The organism is Aquipseudomonas alcaligenes NBRC 14159 (genome assembly GCF_000467105.1).
GTDB lineage: Bacteria > Pseudomonadota > Gammaproteobacteria > Pseudomonadales > Pseudomonadaceae > Aquipseudomonas > Aquipseudomonas alcaligenes.
This window is the reverse complement of the sequence record NZ_BATI01000006.1, coordinates 268,414-283,949: the sequence shown is the minus strand read 5'-3', so window position 1 is coordinate 283,949 and position 15,536 is coordinate 268,414. Positions and strand designations below refer to the sequence as shown.

16 protein-coding genes and 2 tRNA genes are annotated in these 15,536 nt (G+C 66.9%); 15 read left to right on the top strand and 3 right to left on the bottom strand.

The window, feature by feature from the left end:
* The 4 genes from gspL to PA6_RS04555 all read left to right on the top strand — a co-directional run.
* Positions 1-540 (top strand): type II secretion system protein GspL (gene gspL / locus PA6_RS04570; protein WP_021699707.1); only part of this gene is annotated, 540 nt, incomplete at its 5' end.
* Positions 537-1,049 carry a type II secretion system protein M gene (locus tag PA6_RS04565; protein WP_021699706.1) on the top strand — a complete coding sequence of 171 codons (513 nt, stop codon included), beginning with the start codon at positions 537-539 and terminating at the stop codon, positions 1,047-1,049. The genes gspL and PA6_RS04565, both read left to right, overlap by 4 nt.
* Before the next feature lie 146 nt (positions 1,050-1,195).
* A tRNA-Val gene (locus PA6_RS04560) sits at positions 1,196-1,271 on the top strand.
* Positions 1,272-1,293: 22 nt separating this feature from the next.
* A tRNA-Asp gene (locus PA6_RS04555) sits at positions 1,294-1,370 on the top strand.
* 244 nt (positions 1,371-1,614) lie between these two features.
* Here the strand turns inward: PA6_RS04555 and PA6_RS04550 are convergent.
* Positions 1,615-2,655: an AraC family transcriptional regulator gene (locus PA6_RS04550; protein ID WP_021699705.1), complete on the bottom strand. Its 1,041-nt coding sequence runs from the start codon at positions 2,653-2,655 to the stop codon at positions 1,615-1,617.
* A 1-nt stretch (position 2,656) separates the two neighbouring features.
* Positions 2,657-3,772 carry a carbon-nitrogen hydrolase family protein gene (locus tag PA6_RS04545; protein ID WP_021699704.1) on the bottom strand — a complete coding sequence of 372 codons (1,116 nt, stop codon included), beginning with the start codon at positions 3,770-3,772 and terminating at the stop codon, positions 2,657-2,659.
* Between the two features lie 201 nt (positions 3,773-3,973).
* Between PA6_RS04545 and PA6_RS04540 the strand changes: the two genes are divergently transcribed.
* From PA6_RS04540 to PA6_RS04515, 6 genes are all read left to right on the top strand, one after another.
* The gene (locus PA6_RS04540; protein WP_021699703.1) at positions 3,974-6,007 is read left to right on the top strand and encodes an NADPH-dependent 2,4-dienoyl-CoA reductase; all 2,034 of its coding nucleotides are present in this window, start codon (positions 3,974-3,976) and stop codon (positions 6,005-6,007) included.
* A gap of 64 nt (positions 6,008-6,071) precedes the next feature.
* Entirely contained in the window at positions 6,072-6,503 is a 432-nt protein-coding gene (locus PA6_RS04535) for a nuclear transport factor 2 family protein (protein ID WP_021699702.1), read from the top strand.
* A 206-nt stretch (positions 6,504-6,709) separates the two neighbouring features.
* Positions 6,710-8,074 carry a hypothetical protein gene (locus tag PA6_RS04530; RefSeq protein ID WP_021699701.1) on the top strand — a complete coding sequence of 455 codons (1,365 nt, stop codon included), beginning with the start codon at positions 6,710-6,712 and terminating at the stop codon, positions 8,072-8,074.
* Positions 8,075-8,142: 68 nt separating this feature from the next.
* A complete protein-coding gene (locus tag PA6_RS04525) occupies positions 8,143-9,096 on the top strand; it encodes a 1-aminocyclopropane-1-carboxylate deaminase/D-cysteine desulfhydrase (RefSeq protein WP_021699700.1) in 954 nt (317 codons plus the stop codon).
* A 16-nt stretch (positions 9,097-9,112) separates the two neighbouring features.
* Positions 9,113-10,222 (top strand): cyclic nucleotide-binding domain-containing protein, encoded by a 1,110-nt coding sequence (locus tag PA6_RS04520; RefSeq protein WP_021699699.1) that lies wholly within the window; start codon positions 9,113-9,115, stop codon positions 10,220-10,222.
* 11 nt (positions 10,223-10,233) lie between these two features.
* Positions 10,234-10,650: a hypothetical protein gene (locus tag PA6_RS04515; protein WP_021699698.1), complete on the top strand. Its 417-nt coding sequence runs from the start codon at positions 10,234-10,236 to the stop codon at positions 10,648-10,650.
* A gap of 4 nt (positions 10,651-10,654) precedes the next feature.
* Here the strand turns inward: PA6_RS04515 and PA6_RS04510 are convergent, their stop codons facing one another.
* Positions 10,655-11,626 carry a DUF1853 family protein gene (locus PA6_RS04510; RefSeq protein ID WP_169728640.1) on the bottom strand — a complete coding sequence of 324 codons (972 nt, stop codon included), beginning with the start codon at positions 11,624-11,626 and terminating at the stop codon, positions 10,655-10,657.
* 34 nt (positions 11,627-11,660) lie between these two features.
* On the opposite strand from PA6_RS04510, the gene PA6_RS04505 reads away from it, so the two are divergent.
* The 5 genes from PA6_RS04505 to PA6_RS04485 are packed head-to-tail and all read left to right on the top strand — an operon-like array spanning position 11,661 to position 15,523.
* Complete coding sequence (locus PA6_RS04505) at positions 11,661-12,548, top strand: NAD(+) kinase (RefSeq protein WP_021699696.1); 888 nt, start codon at positions 11,661-11,663, stop codon at positions 12,546-12,548.
* A 4-nt stretch (positions 12,549-12,552) separates the two neighbouring features.
* Positions 12,553-13,524, top strand: a complete 972-nt coding sequence (locus tag PA6_RS04500) for a metallophosphoesterase (RefSeq protein ID WP_043216286.1) — start codon at positions 12,553-12,555, stop codon at positions 13,522-13,524.
* On the top strand, positions 13,521-14,381 hold the full coding sequence (locus tag PA6_RS04495; protein WP_021699694.1) for a rhomboid family intramembrane serine protease: 861 nt from the start codon (positions 13,521-13,523) through the stop codon (positions 14,379-14,381). The genes PA6_RS04500 and PA6_RS04495 overlap by 4 nt, the downstream gene beginning before the upstream one ends.
* A gap of 39 nt (positions 14,382-14,420) precedes the next feature.
* Positions 14,421-14,684: a YeaC family protein gene (locus tag PA6_RS04490; protein WP_021699693.1), complete on the top strand. Its 264-nt coding sequence runs from the start codon at positions 14,421-14,423 to the stop codon at positions 14,682-14,684.
* Positions 14,685-14,692: 8 nt separating this feature from the next.
* On the top strand, positions 14,693-15,523 hold the full coding sequence (locus tag PA6_RS04485) for a DUF2797 domain-containing protein (RefSeq protein ID WP_021699692.1): 831 nt from the start codon (positions 14,693-14,695) through the stop codon (positions 15,521-15,523).
* The last annotated feature ends 13 nt before the right edge of the window (positions 15,524-15,536 follow it).

The window sequence follows — 15,536 nt, the reverse complement described above, 5'->3', positions numbered from 1 at the left end:
CTGGCCCGCCAGCAGGCCGAGTGCAACCTGGCCCAGGGGCCGTTTGCCCGTCGCGAGCCGTCCGGGCACTGGGCGCGCTGGCGTCCCCTGGCGGCGCTGCTGGGGCTGTGGCTGGTGCTGCAGTGGGGCTTCAACCTGGCCCAGGGCTGGTACTTGCAGTGTGAGGGCGAGCGCTACGCCGAGGCCAGCGAGGCTTTGTACCGCGAGCTGTTCCCCGAGGACAGCAAGCTGATCAACCTGCGTGCGCAGTTCGACCAGCACCTGGCCGAGGCGCAGGGTGGTGGCCAGCAGCAACTGCTGCAGCTGCTCGACCAGGCTGCTGCGGCGATAGGCGAGGAGGGCGCGCGGGTCCAGGTGCAGCAGCTGGACTTCAACGCCGAGCGCGGCGACCTCGCGCTCAACCTGCAGGCCAGTGATTTCTCCGCCCTGGAGAGCCTGCGCACGCGCCTGCAGGAAGCCGGGCTGGCGGTGGACATGGGCTCGGCGAGCCGGGAAGACAATGGCGTCAGCGCACGCCTGGTGATCGGAGGTAACGGATGAGCGATCTGACCATGCGCCTGCAGGCTCAACTCGCCAGCAATCCCCTTGTCGCGCGCTGGCATGCGCTGCCGCCGCGCGACCGCCTGGCGCTGGGCCTGCTCGGTGGCTTCCTGCTGCTGGTGCTGCTGTATCTGCTGCTGTGGCGGCCGGTCAGCCAGAACCTCGAGCAGGCCCGTGGTTTCCTGCAGCAGCAGCGTGCGCTGCATGCCTATCTGCAGGAGCACGCGCCGCAGGTGCGGGCACTGCAGGGCAAGCCACAGGTCAATATCGACCCCGCCGCGCTGCAGGGGCTGATCACCGGCAGCGCGGCCGGCCAGGGCCTGAACATCGAGCGCCTGGACAACCAGGGCGATGGCGGCCTGCAGGTCAGCCTGCAGCCCACCGACTTCGCGCGTCTGCTGCGTTGGCTGATCAGCCTGGAGGAGCAGGGCGTGCGGGTCGAGGAAGCGGGGCTGGAGCGGGCGGAAAAGGGCTTGGTCAGCACCCGCCTGCTGCTGCGTGCCGGCTGACTCCCGTGCACCACTCGGGTGCCTGCGGCACCCGGATCGGGCACCGTGAAAAGCCTCCTGAAAATCGCCCCGAAGAAAAAAATTCAAGCAGGGTGTTGACTTAGGAGAGGGGGGTGCGTAAATTTCGCCACCTCGCAAGGCTACTCGGGTGATTAGCTCAGCCGGGAGAGCATCTGCCTTACAAGCAGAGGGTCGGCGGTTCGATCCCGTCATCACCCACCATGTCTCTTGCGAGAACCGACGCGCAGCGGTAGTTCAGTCGGTTAGAATACCGGCCTGTCACGCCGGGGGTCGCGGGTTCGAGTCCCGTCCGCTGCGCCATATAAAGAGAAGCCCTCAGCTCGCAAGAGCTGGGGGCTTTTCGCATCTGGCGGAAAATTTTCTGCCGTCATCGCGCTGTCATCGGGAATCTTCAGTCTGTTGGCATGGTCTTTGTTTCAATCTCGACCAACGACAGGAGGAAGCCCCAATGGATGACTACGTCGAAGAGCTGCTGGAATCCCACGCCATCGATCACGACCCGGCCGAGCCTGCCGAGGACGCCACCGAGCTGTGAGGCCGCTGTCTAGCTCGGCTGCAGGCGCTGGCCGCGGCGAAACTCTCCGGGCGTCTGCCCGCTCCAGCGCTTGAAGGCGCGCTGGAAGGCCTCGGCCGAGGCGAATCCGAGCAGGTAGGCGATTTCGCCGAACGCCAGTTCGGTATCGCGGATATAGGCCATTGCCAGGTCGCGCCGCGTTTCATTGAGCAGGGTGCGGAACTGCGTGCCTTCCTCGGCCAGTTTGCGCCGCAGCGTCCAGCTCGGCAGCTGCAGCTTGCTCGCCACTTCTTCCAGTTCCGGCTCGCGGCCGTGCAGCATCGGGCCCAGCAGGTGGATGATGCGCTCGCGCAGGCTGCGGGTGCGGGTCAGCTGTTCCAGCTCGCGCTCGGCCAGCTCCAGCATCTGCTGCCAGGTGCTCGGGCAGTGTTGCGACAGTGCCTGGTTGAGGCTGCCCAGGCCCAGGCGCAGGCGGTTGTGCCCGGCGCCGAACTCCACCGGGCAACCGAAGCAGCGTTCATAGCGCTCGGCATAGTCCGGCGCGGGAAATTCGATTTCCACGCGTTCCAGTGCCAGCGTTCCGCCGAGCAGGGCGCCCAGCTGGTGGTGCCAGCTGGACAGCACCGAATCCACCACGAAGCGATTGAAGGCGTTGTACGGGCTGATCGAGTAGAAGCTCAGCCAGGCACCGCTGGCGTCCTCGACAAAGCTCGACTGGCCGCGGTAGTTGTGGGCGTACAGCGGCTCGAAGCGGATCAGCGTGCGCGCGGCCTCGCGCAGGGTCGGCGCCTGGGCGGCGGTGACGCCCGCCAGGCCGGCCTGGCCGATGCGGCTGTGGCGACCCATCTCCAGACCCAGCGCGGCATCGCCGCACAGCTGGATGGCACTGTGGCCCAGGCGCATGTAGCGCGGGATCGACAGGCGCTCGCGCGGCAGGGCCAGGCGCGCATCGTCCAGGCGGAATTGACGCAGCAGCTCGTCGGCGGCGATGCCCTTTTCTGCCAGGGCATCCACCAGTCCATGGACGAAGGCGACGGAGAGGTCGCCGAGGCGCACGCGGGCCGGTTTCACGTCACAGCCACAGGTTGAACAGGCGCGCGCCTGGGGCTTCTTCCACCAGCTGCGTGCCTGCTGGCGTCACCGCCAGGCTGCGCCCGTCGCTGCCGAGGTTCCACAGCTGGCCGCGCAGGAAAACCGCCATGCCGGCACGCGCGCCACTCGGCGCCAGCTGCATGGGCAGCGAGTGATGCAGCCAGGCCTGGCCCTCGCTGAGCGGATTGGCGCGGCTGCGCAGGTCGCTGGGGGTGCCACTCCAGACTTCATTCCAGTGGCCGTTGCCGGGCAGGTAGGCCGGCACGGCGAGCAGTTCGACCTGCTGGGCGATCAGCGGCGCATAGCTCTCCGCGCGCCAGCTGTCGGTACCGATCAATACGCCTAGGCGTCCGGCCGGAGTGGTCACCACCTGCAGGGCCTGGTCGGAGGCTGCGGCGGTGAAGCTGTCCTCCTCGCGGTGCGGCAGTACCTTGCGCTGCGGCTGGCCGAGCGGCAGGCCATCGCTGCCGAACACCAGGCTGACGTTGTACAGCGGGCCATCACCGACCTGCAGCACGCCGTCGACCACGCTGGGCTCGGGCAGCACGATGGAGCCGGCGACTATGCTCACGCCATAGGTTTCGGCCAGGCCGCCGAACAGGCTCTGGTAGTCGTCGGCCATTTGCCGGGCCTTCATCCGTAGCAGGGCATCACTGAAGCGCGCCGTGCCCTGGTTGGCGAACAGTGCCCGCAGCAGCTCCAGTGGGTGGCTGAGACCCAGCCAGATGCGTGCCTCGGCCAGGTCGCGGGCAGCGAACACTTCGCGCTTCTCGCCGACGGCCACCAGCCAGGTGCCGATATGCTCGGGCAGCACCACCACCGTCTTCGGGTTGAGCAGGCCCTGCTGCCTGGCCTGGTCCAGGTAGGCGGACAGCTTGCGGTGCAGGTGCAGCGCGCTGCGGTAGTCGGCGCCCTGCAGTTCCGGCTGAATGCCCAGCAGGTTGCCACGGCCGCTGTCCTGGCCCTGGCTGAAGGCCAGCGAGCTGCGCAGGTCGCTGAGGAAGAAACTGGTCGGGCGCCACTGGATCCAGGTGGCGTAGGCGATCAGGGCCAAGGCGAGCAGCACGAGCAGGCTGCGGCGGAGCAGGGTGAGCATGGGTAAACCTGGTGCGAGAGACGGTGCCAGACTAGGCCAAGGCGACGGCCTTGCCTAGTCGTGCTGTCATTTATGATCAATAAGTTGTGCATTTAGATCATTGAGCGCCTGACGACGGCTCTTTATCGTCTGCCGCAACAACGACCACGCGCGCATCAGTGCGTGGCAGCCCGTGACAAGCCCGACGCTGTGGAGATGACCATGAGCAACGCCTACCCGAACCTGCTGGCCCCGCTGGACCTGGGTTTCACCACCCTGAAGAACCGTACCCTGATGGGCTCCATGCACACCGGCCTGGAAGAGAAGCCCAATGGTTTCGAGCGCATGGCGGCTTACTTCGCCGAGCGCGCCCGTGGCGGCGTCGGCCTGATGGTCACCGGCGGCATCGGCCCGAACGAGGAAGGCGGTGTCTACGCCGGTGCGGCCAAGCTGACCACCCCGGAAGAGGCCGAGAAGCACAAGATCGTCACCCGCGCGGTGCACGAGGCCGGCGGCAAGATTGCCATGCAGATTCTGCATGCCGGCCGCTACGCCTACAGCCCGAAGCTGGTCGCGCCCAGCGCCATCCAGGCGCCGATCAACCCGTTCAAGCCCAACGAGCTGGACGAGGACGGCATCCAGAAGCAGATCAACGACTTCGTCAACTGCGCCAAGCTGGCCCAGCAGGCCGAGTATGACGGCGTCGAGGTGATGGGTTCGGAAGGCTACTTCATCAACCAGTTCCTGGTCGCCCACACCAACCACCGTACCGACCGCTGGGGTGGCAGCTACGAGAACCGCATGCGCCTGCCGGTGGAGATCGTCAGCCGCATTCGCGAGGCCGTGGGCCCGAACTTCATCATCATCTACCGCCTGTCCATGCTCGACCTGGTCGAGGGCGGCAGCACCTGGGACGAGATCGTGACCCTGGCCAAGGCCATCGAGAAGGCCGGCGCCACTATTATCAACACCGGTATCGGCTGGCACGAGGCGCGCATCCCGACCATCGCCACCAAGGTCCCGCGCGCGGCCTTCACCAAGGTCACCGCCAAGCTCAAGGGCGAAGTCAGCATCCCGCTGTGCACCACCAACCGTATCAATACGCCGGAAGTCGCCGAGCAGGTACTGGCCGAAGGTGACGCCGACATGGTGTCCATGGCCCGCCCGTTCCTCGCCGACCCGGACTTCGTCAACAAGGCGGCCGCCGGCCGTGCCGACGAGATCAACACCTGCATCGGCTGCAACCAGGCCTGCCTGGACCACACCTTCGGCGGCAAGCTGACCAGCTGCCTGGTCAACCCGCGTGCCTGCCACGAGACCGAGCTGAACTACATCCCCACCACCACGGTGAAGAAGATCGCCGTGGTCGGCGCCGGCCCGGCCGGCCTGTCCGCCGCCACCGTGGCCGCCGAGCGTGGCCATAGCGTGACCCTGTTCGACGCGGCCGGCGAGATCGGCGGCCAGTTCAACGTGGCCAAGTGCGTGCCGGGCAAGGAAGAGTTCTACGAGACCCTGCGTTACTTCAAGAAGAAGCTGGAAACCACCGGTGTCGACCTGCGCCTGAACACCCGCGTCTCGGTCGACGACCTGGTCAAGGGTGGCTTCGACGAGATCATCCTGGCCACCGGCATCGTGCCGCGCACCCCGGCCATCCCGGGCATCGACAATGCCAAGGTGATCAGCTACCTGGACGCCATCCTGCAGCGCAAGCCGGTTGGCCAGAAGGTCGCGGTGATCGGCGCCGGTGGTATCGGTTTCGACGTGTCCGAGTTCATCACCCATGCCGGCGAGGCGACCAGCCTCAACCGCGAAGCCTTCTGGAAAGAGTGGGGCATCGACACCGCGCTGGACGCCCGTGGCGGCATCGCCGGGATCAAGGCCGAGGTGCATCCGGCGGCGCGCGAGGTGTTCCTGCTGCAGCGCAAGAAGTCCAAGGTCGGCGACGGCCTGGGCAAGACCACCGGCTGGATCCACCGTACCGGTCTGAAGAACAAGAACGTGCAGATGCTCAACTCGGTCGAGTACCTCAAGGTCGACGACGCCGGCCTGCACATCCGCATCGGCGAGGGCGAGTCGCAGCTGCTGCCGGTGGACACCGTGATCGTCTGCGCCGGACAGGACCCGCTGCGTGAGCTGCAGGAAGGCCTGGAGGCCGCCGGGCAGAAGGTGCACCTGATCGGCGGTGCCGATGTGGCCGCCGAGCTGGACGCCAAGCGCGCGATCAACCAGGGCTCGCGCCTCGCCGCCGAACTCTGATCGACAGACGCCCCGCCCAGTGCGGGGCGTTTTCTTTGTGGCTCACAACAATAAGGAGAAGCCGATGTCCACCGATCTTCAATTGCAACCCGCCGCAGCCGCCAGCCTGCAGCGCTGGCACCAGTTCGTCGCCGCCCAGGACCTGAGCCCGCTGCCGGAGCTGCTGCACCCGCAGGCGGTGTTCCGCTCGCCCATGGCGCACAACCCCTATCCGGGCGCGCCGGTGGTCAACCTGATTCTCAATACCGTGCTGCAGGTGTTCGAGGACTTCGCCTATCACCGTGAGCTGGTCAGCGCCGATGGCCTCAATGTGGTTCTGGAGTTTTCCGCCAAGGTCGGCGGGCGCGAGCTCAAGGGCATCGACATGATCCGCTTCGACGAAGCCGGCAAGATCGTCGAGTTCGAAGTGATGGTGCGTCCGATGAGCGGTCTGGCGGCCCTCGGCGAGGAGATGGGGCGCCGTCTGGCTCCGTACCTGGCGGCCAAGCCGGCCTGAACGCCCAACCCGTCACACTTTCGTCCTGCCACTGCTCCCTAGCCGGATAGTGGCCGGGTGCCTGCCAACCTAGTCACATTGCCCGCGTTACTTTTTCCCCTAGACTTGCCCGAAACAAGGGATTGCGCCTGCTTCGCAGGTTATGCACGTGCACGGTCAGATCCGTAGTACGCCGATCGTGATCCTGATGGCCTTGAGGGAAATCCATGAGCATGCAGAACAAAGCGCAGATGGTCGAAGCGGTGCTGTTCTTCAATGACCGCGGCGTCTGCAAGGAAATGCTGTTTCCCGAATTCGAGGCGCTGCTCGACAACGTGGTGAACATGCCCGAGTTCGCCGATCAGCAGATGCGCCTGGCCTATGTACTGATCAATCCGCGCCTGCTGGTGCGCGCCGTGGTGTTCTTCTACCTGGATTTCGACGAGCACGGCGCCGCCGACAAGGGCTGGAACCTGCCGCTGCGCCACCTGGCCGACAATGCCGGGCGTGGCCCGGACCTGGGCGCAGGCCCGATCCGCCTGGCCTGCCGCAGCCAGTGCCCGGTGTCCTGGCACCAGATGCACCTGTGGGACCCGAGCCTGGCGCCCGGCAAGAACGACCTGGTGCTGGTGCGCGATGCCGCCAAGCGCAACGCCCTCGGCCTGCTGGTGGAGGAGGACGCCCCGGTGGTGCTGGCCGAGCGCCTGCAGGTGGCTGCCGAAGACAAGTGGCAGGCACCCGATCCCGCGCGCGAGGAGGCCGACAAGCGGGCCGAGCAGAAGGAGCAGGAGCATCGCCTGAAGACTGCCCAGCTGATCAAGCAGCAGCGTCTGCGCATCAGTACCCTGGGCAAGCAGTACGAGGAGGAGCTGGCGCGCCTCAAGCTGGCTGGCGAGGAGCGCCAGCGGGCGTTGCAGGCCGAGATCCACAACCTGCACCAGGCGCTGCGGCAGCAGGAGGAACTGAACAACAACCTCAAGGCGCAGCTCGGGGCCCAGGCCGACAGCATGCAGCAGACCCGCGAAGAGTTGGCCAAACAGCTGCGCGATCTGGAACGCCATGGCCGCACCGAGGCCGATATCCTGCGCTCCCAGTTCGACTCCGAGCTGCAGGCGCGAGTTGCCGCTGCCTTGGCCGAGGCCCGCGAGCAGGTGGCGATCCGCGACGTCGAGCTGGCCTACCGTGCCGAGCAGGAGACGCAGCTGCAACAGGAGCTGGAACGTCTCAAGCGTGAGCGTGACGAGCTGGCCAGCCAGGGCGGCGAGCAGATTCTCGAGCGCCTGGCCAAGCTCGGCGTGGTCTTCGTCGTCTACCACCCGGGTGCCGGCCACCTGACCATCCCGCTGCAGGACATCGCCCGCTACCAGAACAACCCCATGAGCTACGCGGCGGCCAAGTGCTTCGTTTCCGAGGAGCAATACCGCCAGTGGCTGGCGCACTACCAGCAGCCGACCTGCGAGGCCAGCCTGCCGTCCGGCGAGCGCTGCGCCATGCCGATCGACCGGGTCGAGACGCCCAGTCGCTTTGTGGTCGGCGAATCCAACTGCTGCGCCCGGCACAAGGCCGGCGCGCGGCTGCGCACCGTCAGCTGAGGCGCCGCATCCGGTTATCATCACAGGCGCCGCCACTGCGGCGCCTGACTCCGACCGGATTCATCCGCATGCCCTTCACCGCTCCGCACTGGATTCCTGCTGCGCCCCTGCAAGCACTTTCATTCGACTGGTCGGTACGGGCCGGCGTCGAGCTGGCTGTATTGCGCCTCGATCTGCTTGACCCGCTGCTGTCCGGCAACAAATGGTTCAAGCTCAGGCCGCACATCGAGGCTGCCTCCGCAGCTGGTGCCGACGGGCTGATCAGCCTGGGCGGTGCCCACTCCAATCACCTGCATGCCCTGGCCGCGGCCGGCCAGCGCTTCGGCTTCGCCACCGTCGGCCTGCTGCGCGGCGAGGCGCAGGACACGCCAACGGTGCGCGACCTGCAGGCCTTCGGCATGCAGCTGCACTGGCTCGGTTATGGCGGCTATCGCCGGCGCCACAGCCCTGACTTCTGGCAGCCCTGGCGCGAGCGCTACCCGCAGTTGTTGCCCGTCGACGAGGGCGGAGGCGGGCTGCTGGCGGCAAGGTCCTGCGCGGCGATCGTCGAGATGGCCAGGCAGCAACTGGGTGCGCTGGGCTGGGCCGACTACCACGGCTGGTGGCTGGCCGCCGGCACCGGCACCACGGCCGCCGGCCTGGTGATGGGCGAGCAGGGCGCACGGATGGTGCATGTCGCTATGGCCGTGCCGCCCGGGCATGGGGTGGAGCAGGCCGTGCCGGCCATGCTGGGCGAGGCCGGTCTGGCTGATCGCGGCTATCGTTTGCTGGACGCCAGCCTGGGCGGTTTCGGCAAGGTGGATGCGCGCCTGGCGCAGCTCATCGACGATGGCGAGCGTAGCGCCGGCTTGCCGCTGGAGCCTCTCTATACCGGCAAGGCGCTGCTGGCATTGCGCGACGAGGTGGAGGCCGGTTACTTTGCTCCGGGTACGCGCCTGCTCTTGCTCCACACCGGAGGCCTGCAGGGGCGCCGGGCCATGGCCCAACGCCTGGAAGAACTGGCCGCAGTGCGCCGAGAATAATGAAGGACAGGTGTCGATGACCGAGCCGCTGAATCCCGAACAGCTGCGCAGCTTTACTCCGCTCAACGTGCTTTCCGAGCAGCAGTGGCGCGAGCTGCGTCCACAACTGGTGCCGCAGCACCTGCTGGCCGGCCAGCTGCTGTTCCGCCAGGGCGATCAGGCCCGGACCACCTATTACCTGCTGTCCGGCGAGTTGATGCTGCGCGATGCCGCCGGCGGCGAGGAGCGTCTGCAGGCCGGCAGCGAGGCCAGCTGCCATCCGTTGTCGCCGAGCCTGCCGCGCCAGCACGAGGTGCGTGCGCTGAGCGATGCCAGCGTGCTGATGCTCGATTCGGCCAACCTCAGTCGTCTGCTCACCTGGCGCCTGGCCTACCACGACCTGCTGCTCGATCTGGGCAGCAACGGCGACGATGTCGAATGGCTGGAGCGCCTGCTGGAGAACCCGCTGTTCACCAAGGTACCTCCGGCCAATGTGCGCGCCATGCTCGATCGCCTGCGGCCGATCGACCTGCCGGCCGGCAGCCGTGTGCTGGTCGAAGGTGAGGCGGGCGACTGCTGCTATTTCCTCAAGAGTGGCCGCGCCGAGGTATTCCGCGGCGGCGACGCCGGTCGCCAGGTCCTGGCCGAGCTGGAGGTCGGGGCCTGCTTCGGTGAAGAGGCCCTGTTGTCCGATCAGCCGCGCAACGCCACCGTCACCCTGATCGAACCCGGCGTGGTACTGCGCCTGGATCGCCAGGACTTCTTCGCTCTGCTCAAGGCGCCGGTGGTCGACGAGGTGTCCTTCGGCGAGGCGGCTCGTCTGCTGTCGAGCGGTGCCCAGTGGCTGGATGTGCGCCTGCAGGCCGAGTACGAGCAGGCGCATGCCCAGCAGGCGCTGAACATGCCACTGCACCTGCTGCGCCTGAAAGTGCGCCTGCTGGACAAGAGCAAGACCTACCTGTGCTACTGCGACAGCGGCAAGCGCAGCGCCAGCGCGGTGTTCCTGTTGTCGCAACTGGGCTTTTCCGCCTACGCCCTGCGCGACGGTCTCGACGCGCTGCCGGCGGTGCAGCGCGCGGGACTGCTGTGCGAGAGCGGTCCGGGCTATCTGGCGCGTTCCGGTGGACGCACCGAGCGCAGCCACTGAGGAGCTGAACGATGAAATTCCAATGGATCTGGATTGCGCTGTTGCTGGTTGGCTGTGCCGAGCCCGAGTCACCCAGCCAGTTCTATGAGCGTTATAACCAGCGGGTGATCGACGGCATCTCGTTTACCGATGACGCCGCCCACTTCTCCGCGCGCAAGCGTGCTCAGGTCGAGGCACGCCTGGCAGCTCTGCCGGCGGGAGAGTCAGGACGGGAGCAGATGATCGCCAGCTATCTGCAGTTTTCTCGTGAAGTCGCGCGCTGCAAGACCCTGCAGCTGCAATCGCAGCAGGTGCAGGAACAACGAGCCGAACTCCTGTACGCGCAGACCGACAGTTGTGGCAAGGCCGCGGCCGAGCCTGAGAAACACAAGGTGATTCTGGTCTGGGAGGATGGCTGGAAGATCGATGAGGTCGAGATCGCCCTCTGAGCGCTCAGGGCCCCGGCCAGTCATCGCTGACCAGAAACAGTCGCTCACGCTCTTGCCAGTCATTTTCCCCGCACTGTTCCAGGCGTACCAGCAACTGCGCCGGCGCATCGGCTGCTAGTTGAGTCAGCCAGTTCTCCAGAGTTGCTTCGTCCCACACTTCGGCCTGCTCCAGCCGTGCCGGCGCTAGCCAGTGCTGGCGGGGCAGCATTTGCCAGTGTCGATCGGCTTCGGCCGCATGCGGCCAGTCACGACGATGCAGCCAGCGCCCGCGCAGATGGCCCTGGGCGCTGCCCACCGGGGCCGCGCAGGCCTGTGCCCTGGGATAGAACAGATAGCCTGCCAGCCAGGCCGCCGAGCGCGGTGCTTCTTCGGTCAATGCCGCCAGTGCCTGGCGGCCGGCCGGCGTGCTGGCGAGCGGCAGCTGGTGCCGGCGCAGATGCTCCAGCTTGAGGCCCAGGCGATCCTCTCTGGCCGGTCCCAGCCAGTTGTCGGCGTCATCTCCGGCGGCCTGCTCCGGGCCGAGGTACAGCTTGATCGCCAGCTCCAGGTGGTGTGTGCCCTGGTCATCGCGCAGCAGTAGATCCAGCTCGCCCAGGGTCTGTCCGGCCTGGCGTACCGGCAGGCCGGCGACCAATAGCTGGACATCCGGTGCCGCCTGCAAGGCGAATTGCCAGAGCCGCTCGTAGTAGCGGCCCAGGCGGCTGGATCCGCCGGCCAGATAGGCGAGCAGGGTGGTCGGCTCGGCTTCCTGGTGCAGCAGCCAGTCGACCAGCCGTGGTGGCTCGGCCCGCCAGATGCTCGCGGCCAGCGGATCGCGCAGCGGCAGCGTGCGCCCGTCGAGCAGGGCGGGGGAGAGCAGGGTCCAGGCCAGGTCACGCACCTGCGGCTGGCGCAGGTGCTGCAGGAGGTCGTCGAGGGTCGTCGTCATCGGCCGAGCATAGCGCCTGGTTTGCCGCTGCGAAGGGCTTTCGCCCATAATCCGGGCAATTCTCCCCGTTGCAGAGCGCCCCATGGAGCAGTTTCGCAATATCGGCATCATCGGCCGCCTGGGCAGCGCCCAGGTGCTCGACACCATCCGCCGCCTGAAGAAGTTCCTGCTCGAGCGTCACCTGCACGTGATCCTCGAGGACACCATCGCCGAAGTGCTGCCCGGCCACGGTCTGCAGACCTGTTCGCGGAAAATCCTCGGCGAGGTCTGCGACCTGGTCGTGGTGGTCGGCGGCGACGGCAGCATGCTCGGCGCCGCCCGTGCCCTGGCCCGCCACAAGATCCCGGTGCTGGGCATCAACCGCGGCAGCCTGGGCTTTCTCACCGACATCAAGCCGGACGAGCTGGAGGTCAAGGTCGCCGAGGTGCTGGAAGGGCGTTTCCTCGAGGAAAGCCGCTTCCTCCTGGAGGCCGAGGTGCGCCGCCACGGCGAGGCCATCGGCCAGGGCGATGCGCTCAACGATGTGGTGCTGCACCCGGGCAAGTCGACCAAGATGATCGAGTTCGAGCTGTTCATCGACGGCCACTTCGTCTGCAGTCAGAAGGCCGACGGCCTGATCATCGCCACGCCGACCGGCTCCACCGCCTACTCGCTGTCCGCCGGCGGGCCGATCATGCACCCCAAGCTGGATGCCATGGTCATCGTGCCGATGTACCCGCACACCCTGTCCAGCCGCCCCATTGTGGTGGACGGCAACAGCGAACTGAAGATCGTCGTGGCCGACGACCTGCCGATCTATCCGCTGGTGTCCTGCGACGGCCAGAACCACTTTACCTGCGCGCCCGGCGACACCATCACGGTGGCCAAGAAGCCGCAGAAGCTGCGCCTGATCCACCCGCTCGACCACAACTACTACGAGGCCTGCCGCACCAAGCTCGGCTGGGGCGGCCGCCAGTGGAGCCACGACTGACATGCTGCTGGACAGCGGGCGTGGCTATGATCTGATCGGCGACGTGCACGGCTGTGGACGCAGCCTGGAGCGCCTGCTCGAACAGATGGGCTACAGCCGGCATGGCAGCGTGTGGCGCCACCCGCGGCGCATGGTGCTGTTCCTCGGCGACATCATCGACCGCGGCCCGCGCATTCGCGAGGCCCTGCACCTGGTGCACGACATGGTCGAGGCCGGTCAGGCGCTGTGCATCATGGGCAACCACGAGTACAACGCCCTCGGCTGGTACACCGAGGCGCCGGCCAACAGCGAGCGGCGCCATGTGCGTGAGCACACGCCGCGCCACGAGCGCCTGCTGCAGCAGACCTTCCGCCAGTTCGAGGAACACCCGGCGGACTGGCACGACTTCCTCGACTGGTTCCAGCAGCTGCCGCTGTTCATCGACGCCGGGCGCTTCCGCCTGGTGCACGCCTGCTGGGATGGCGAACTGATCGGTCAGCTGCGCCAGCGCTTTGCCGATGGCCGCATCGACCGTGCCTTCGTCAGCGCCTCGGCGGTGCCTGGCAGCTTCGCCAACCGGGTGTTCGAGCGCCTGCTGCGCGGCACCGACTTGCGCCTGCCACAGGGCCTGACCCTGACCAGCGAGGAAGGCTTCACCCGCGCCTACTTCCGCACCAAATTCTGGGAGGACGACCCGCAGACCTACGGTGATGTGGTGTTCCAGCCCGATGCCTTGCCCGAGAGCGTGGCCAGCCTGCCGTTGAGCCCGACCGACAAGGGCCGCCTGCTGCAATACGGCGTCGACGAGCCGATGCTGTTCGTCGGCCACTACTGGCGCCGCGGCCGGCCGACGCCGATCCGCCCCAACCTGGCCTGCCTGGACTACAGCGCGGTGATGTACGGCAAGCTGGTGGCCTACCGTCTGGACGAGGAGACGCAGATCGACCCGAACAAGTTCGTCTGGGTCGAGGTGGAACGTCCGGAGGCACCGCAATGAGCCCGGTGGAAGCGCTGCGCCGGCCGCTGCAGGAGGACCTCAGCGGTTTCGTCGGCCTGCTGCGGCGCCTGCAGGTGCCGCACCGGGTCAGCGAGGAGCGCGGTGCCCAGGTGCTCTGGGTGCCCAGCCAGCCGCTGGCCGAGCAGGTGCGCGCGCTGTATCTGAGCTATCCGCAAGGGGCGGCCGAGGAGCAGATACCGACGCCGGCGCGGCCGTCGCGACCGGGCCTGGTCGCGCAGCTGCGGGCCAGCGGGATGACCGCGCTGGTGCTGTTGCTGACCCTGGTCGTCGCCGGCGTGACTTTGCTCGGTGACAACTTTGCCGCCCTGCGCTGGCTGACCTTCCAGGACTTCCAGATTCAGGGCGAATATCTCTATTTCCAACCCTGGACGGCTAGCCTGGCGGCAGGGCAATGGTGGCGCCTGCTGTCGCCCATGCTGATCCACTTCGGCATCCTGCACCTGGCCATGAATGCCTTGTGGTACTGGGAGCTGGGTCGCCGCATCGAGTACCGCCACGGTGGCCTGGCCCTGCTCGGGCTGACCCTGCTGTTCGGCCTGCTTTCCAATTTTGCCCAGTTCTGGTTTGGCGGTCCCTCTCTGTTCGGCGGTCTCTCTGGTGTGCTCTACGGCCTGCTCGGTTATTGCTGGATTTTTCAGCTGCTGGCACCGACACCGGCCTACCAGTTGCCGCGGGGCGTGCTGGCGATGATGCTGATCTGGCTGCTGGTGTGCCTGTCCGGGGTGATCGACACCCTGGGCCTTGGTGCCATCGCCAACGCTGCCCATGTCGGCGGCCTGGTCGCCGGTTGCGCCGCTGGCCTGATCGGCGGTGCGCTGGCGCGTCTGCGCCGGTAAACTTGGCGCCCTGTTTGGCTTTCCCTGTTGGAGTCCGCGATGTCGTCCTTTGCCGAAATGATCGAGAACATCACCCCTGAGATCTACCAGAGCCTCAAGCTGGCGGTGGAGATCGGCAAGTGGCCGGACGGCCGCAAGCTCACCCAGGAGCAGAAGGAGCTGTCGCTGCAGGCCATGATCGCCTGGGAGGTGCAGAACCTGCCCGAGGAAGAACGCACCGGCTACATGGGCCCGCAGGAGTGCCAGTCGCACGCCGAGCCGATCCCGAACCTGCTGTTCAAGTCCAACGACACCCTGCACTGATGACCACGATGAACGAGCTCGGCCGCGGCAGTCTGAGCAAGATGGCCGTGCGCCTGGGGGAAACGGCGCAGTACGCCTTTCGCCTGGACGAGCAGGAAGTGCCGGTCAACCCGCTGCTGGGCAAGCGCGTGCGCCTGGAGTATCTCGGCGCCATCCACTGCACCCACTGCGGGCGCAAGACCAAGAAGAGTTTCTCCCAGGGCTACTGCTACCCCTGCTTCACCAAGCTGGCGCAGTGCGACAGCTGCATCGTCAGTCCGGAGAAGTGTCACTTCGACGCCGGCACGTGCCGCGAGCCGGAGTGGGGCGAGCGTTTCTGCATGACCGACCATGTGGTGTACCTGGCCAACTCCTCCGGGGTGAAGGTCGGTATCACCCGCGCCAGCCAGATTCCCACCCGCTGGCTGGATCAGGGCGCCAGCCAGGCGCTGCCGATCTTCCGTGTCGCCACCCGCCAGCAGTCCGGGCTGGTCGAAGACCTGCTGCGCACCCAGGTGGCGGACAAGACCAACTGGCGCGCGCTGCTCAAGGGCGATGCCGTACCACTCGATTTGCCGGCCATCCGCGACCAACTGCTGGAAAGCTGCGCCGAGGGCATTGCTGGGTTGCAGCAGCGCTTTGGCCTGCAGGCGATCCAGCCGGTCGGCGATGCCGAGGTGCTGGAAATCCGTTACCCGGTGGAGGCCTACCCGACCAAGGTGGCCAGCCACGACCTCGAGAAGACGCCAGTGGTGGAGGGCATCCTCCGGGGCATCAAGGGCCAGTACCTGATCCTCGACACGGGCGTGATCAACCTGCGCAAATACACGGCCTACCAGGTCGCCGTACTCACCGAATAAGAGGCCACAAGCC

Coding starts and splice junctions, on each gene's coding strand:
- PA6_RS04565 (WP_021699706.1), top strand. CDS start 537: ATGAGCGATCTGACCATGCGCCTGCAGGCTCAACTCGCCAGCAATCCC.
- PA6_RS04545 (WP_021699704.1), bottom strand. CDS start 3,772: ATGCTCACCCTGCTCCGCCGCAGCCTGCTCGTGCTGCTCGCCTTGGCC.
- PA6_RS04540 (WP_021699703.1), top strand. CDS start 3,974: ATGAGCAACGCCTACCCGAACCTGCTGGCCCCGCTGGACCTGGGTTTC.
- PA6_RS04535 (WP_021699702.1), top strand. CDS start 6,072: ATGTCCACCGATCTTCAATTGCAACCCGCCGCAGCCGCCAGCCTGCAG.
- PA6_RS04530 (WP_021699701.1), top strand. CDS start 6,710: ATGAGCATGCAGAACAAAGCGCAGATGGTCGAAGCGGTGCTGTTCTTC.
- PA6_RS04525 (WP_021699700.1), top strand. CDS start 8,143: ATGCCCTTCACCGCTCCGCACTGGATTCCTGCTGCGCCCCTGCAAGCA.
- PA6_RS04520 (WP_021699699.1), top strand. CDS start 9,113: ATGACCGAGCCGCTGAATCCCGAACAGCTGCGCAGCTTTACTCCGCTC.
- PA6_RS04515 (WP_021699698.1), top strand. CDS start 10,234: ATGAAATTCCAATGGATCTGGATTGCGCTGTTGCTGGTTGGCTGTGCC.
- PA6_RS04510 (WP_169728640.1), bottom strand. CDS start 11,626: ATGGGCGAAAGCCCTTCGCAGCGGCAAACCAGGCGCTATGCTCGGCCG.
- PA6_RS04505 (WP_021699696.1), top strand. CDS start 11,661: ATGGAGCAGTTTCGCAATATCGGCATCATCGGCCGCCTGGGCAGCGCC.
- PA6_RS04495 (WP_021699694.1), top strand. CDS start 13,521: ATGAGCCCGGTGGAAGCGCTGCGCCGGCCGCTGCAGGAGGACCTCAGC.
- PA6_RS04490 (WP_021699693.1), top strand. CDS start 14,421: ATGTCGTCCTTTGCCGAAATGATCGAGAACATCACCCCTGAGATCTAC.
- PA6_RS04485 (WP_021699692.1), top strand. CDS start 14,693: ATGAACGAGCTCGGCCGCGGCAGTCTGAGCAAGATGGCCGTGCGCCTG.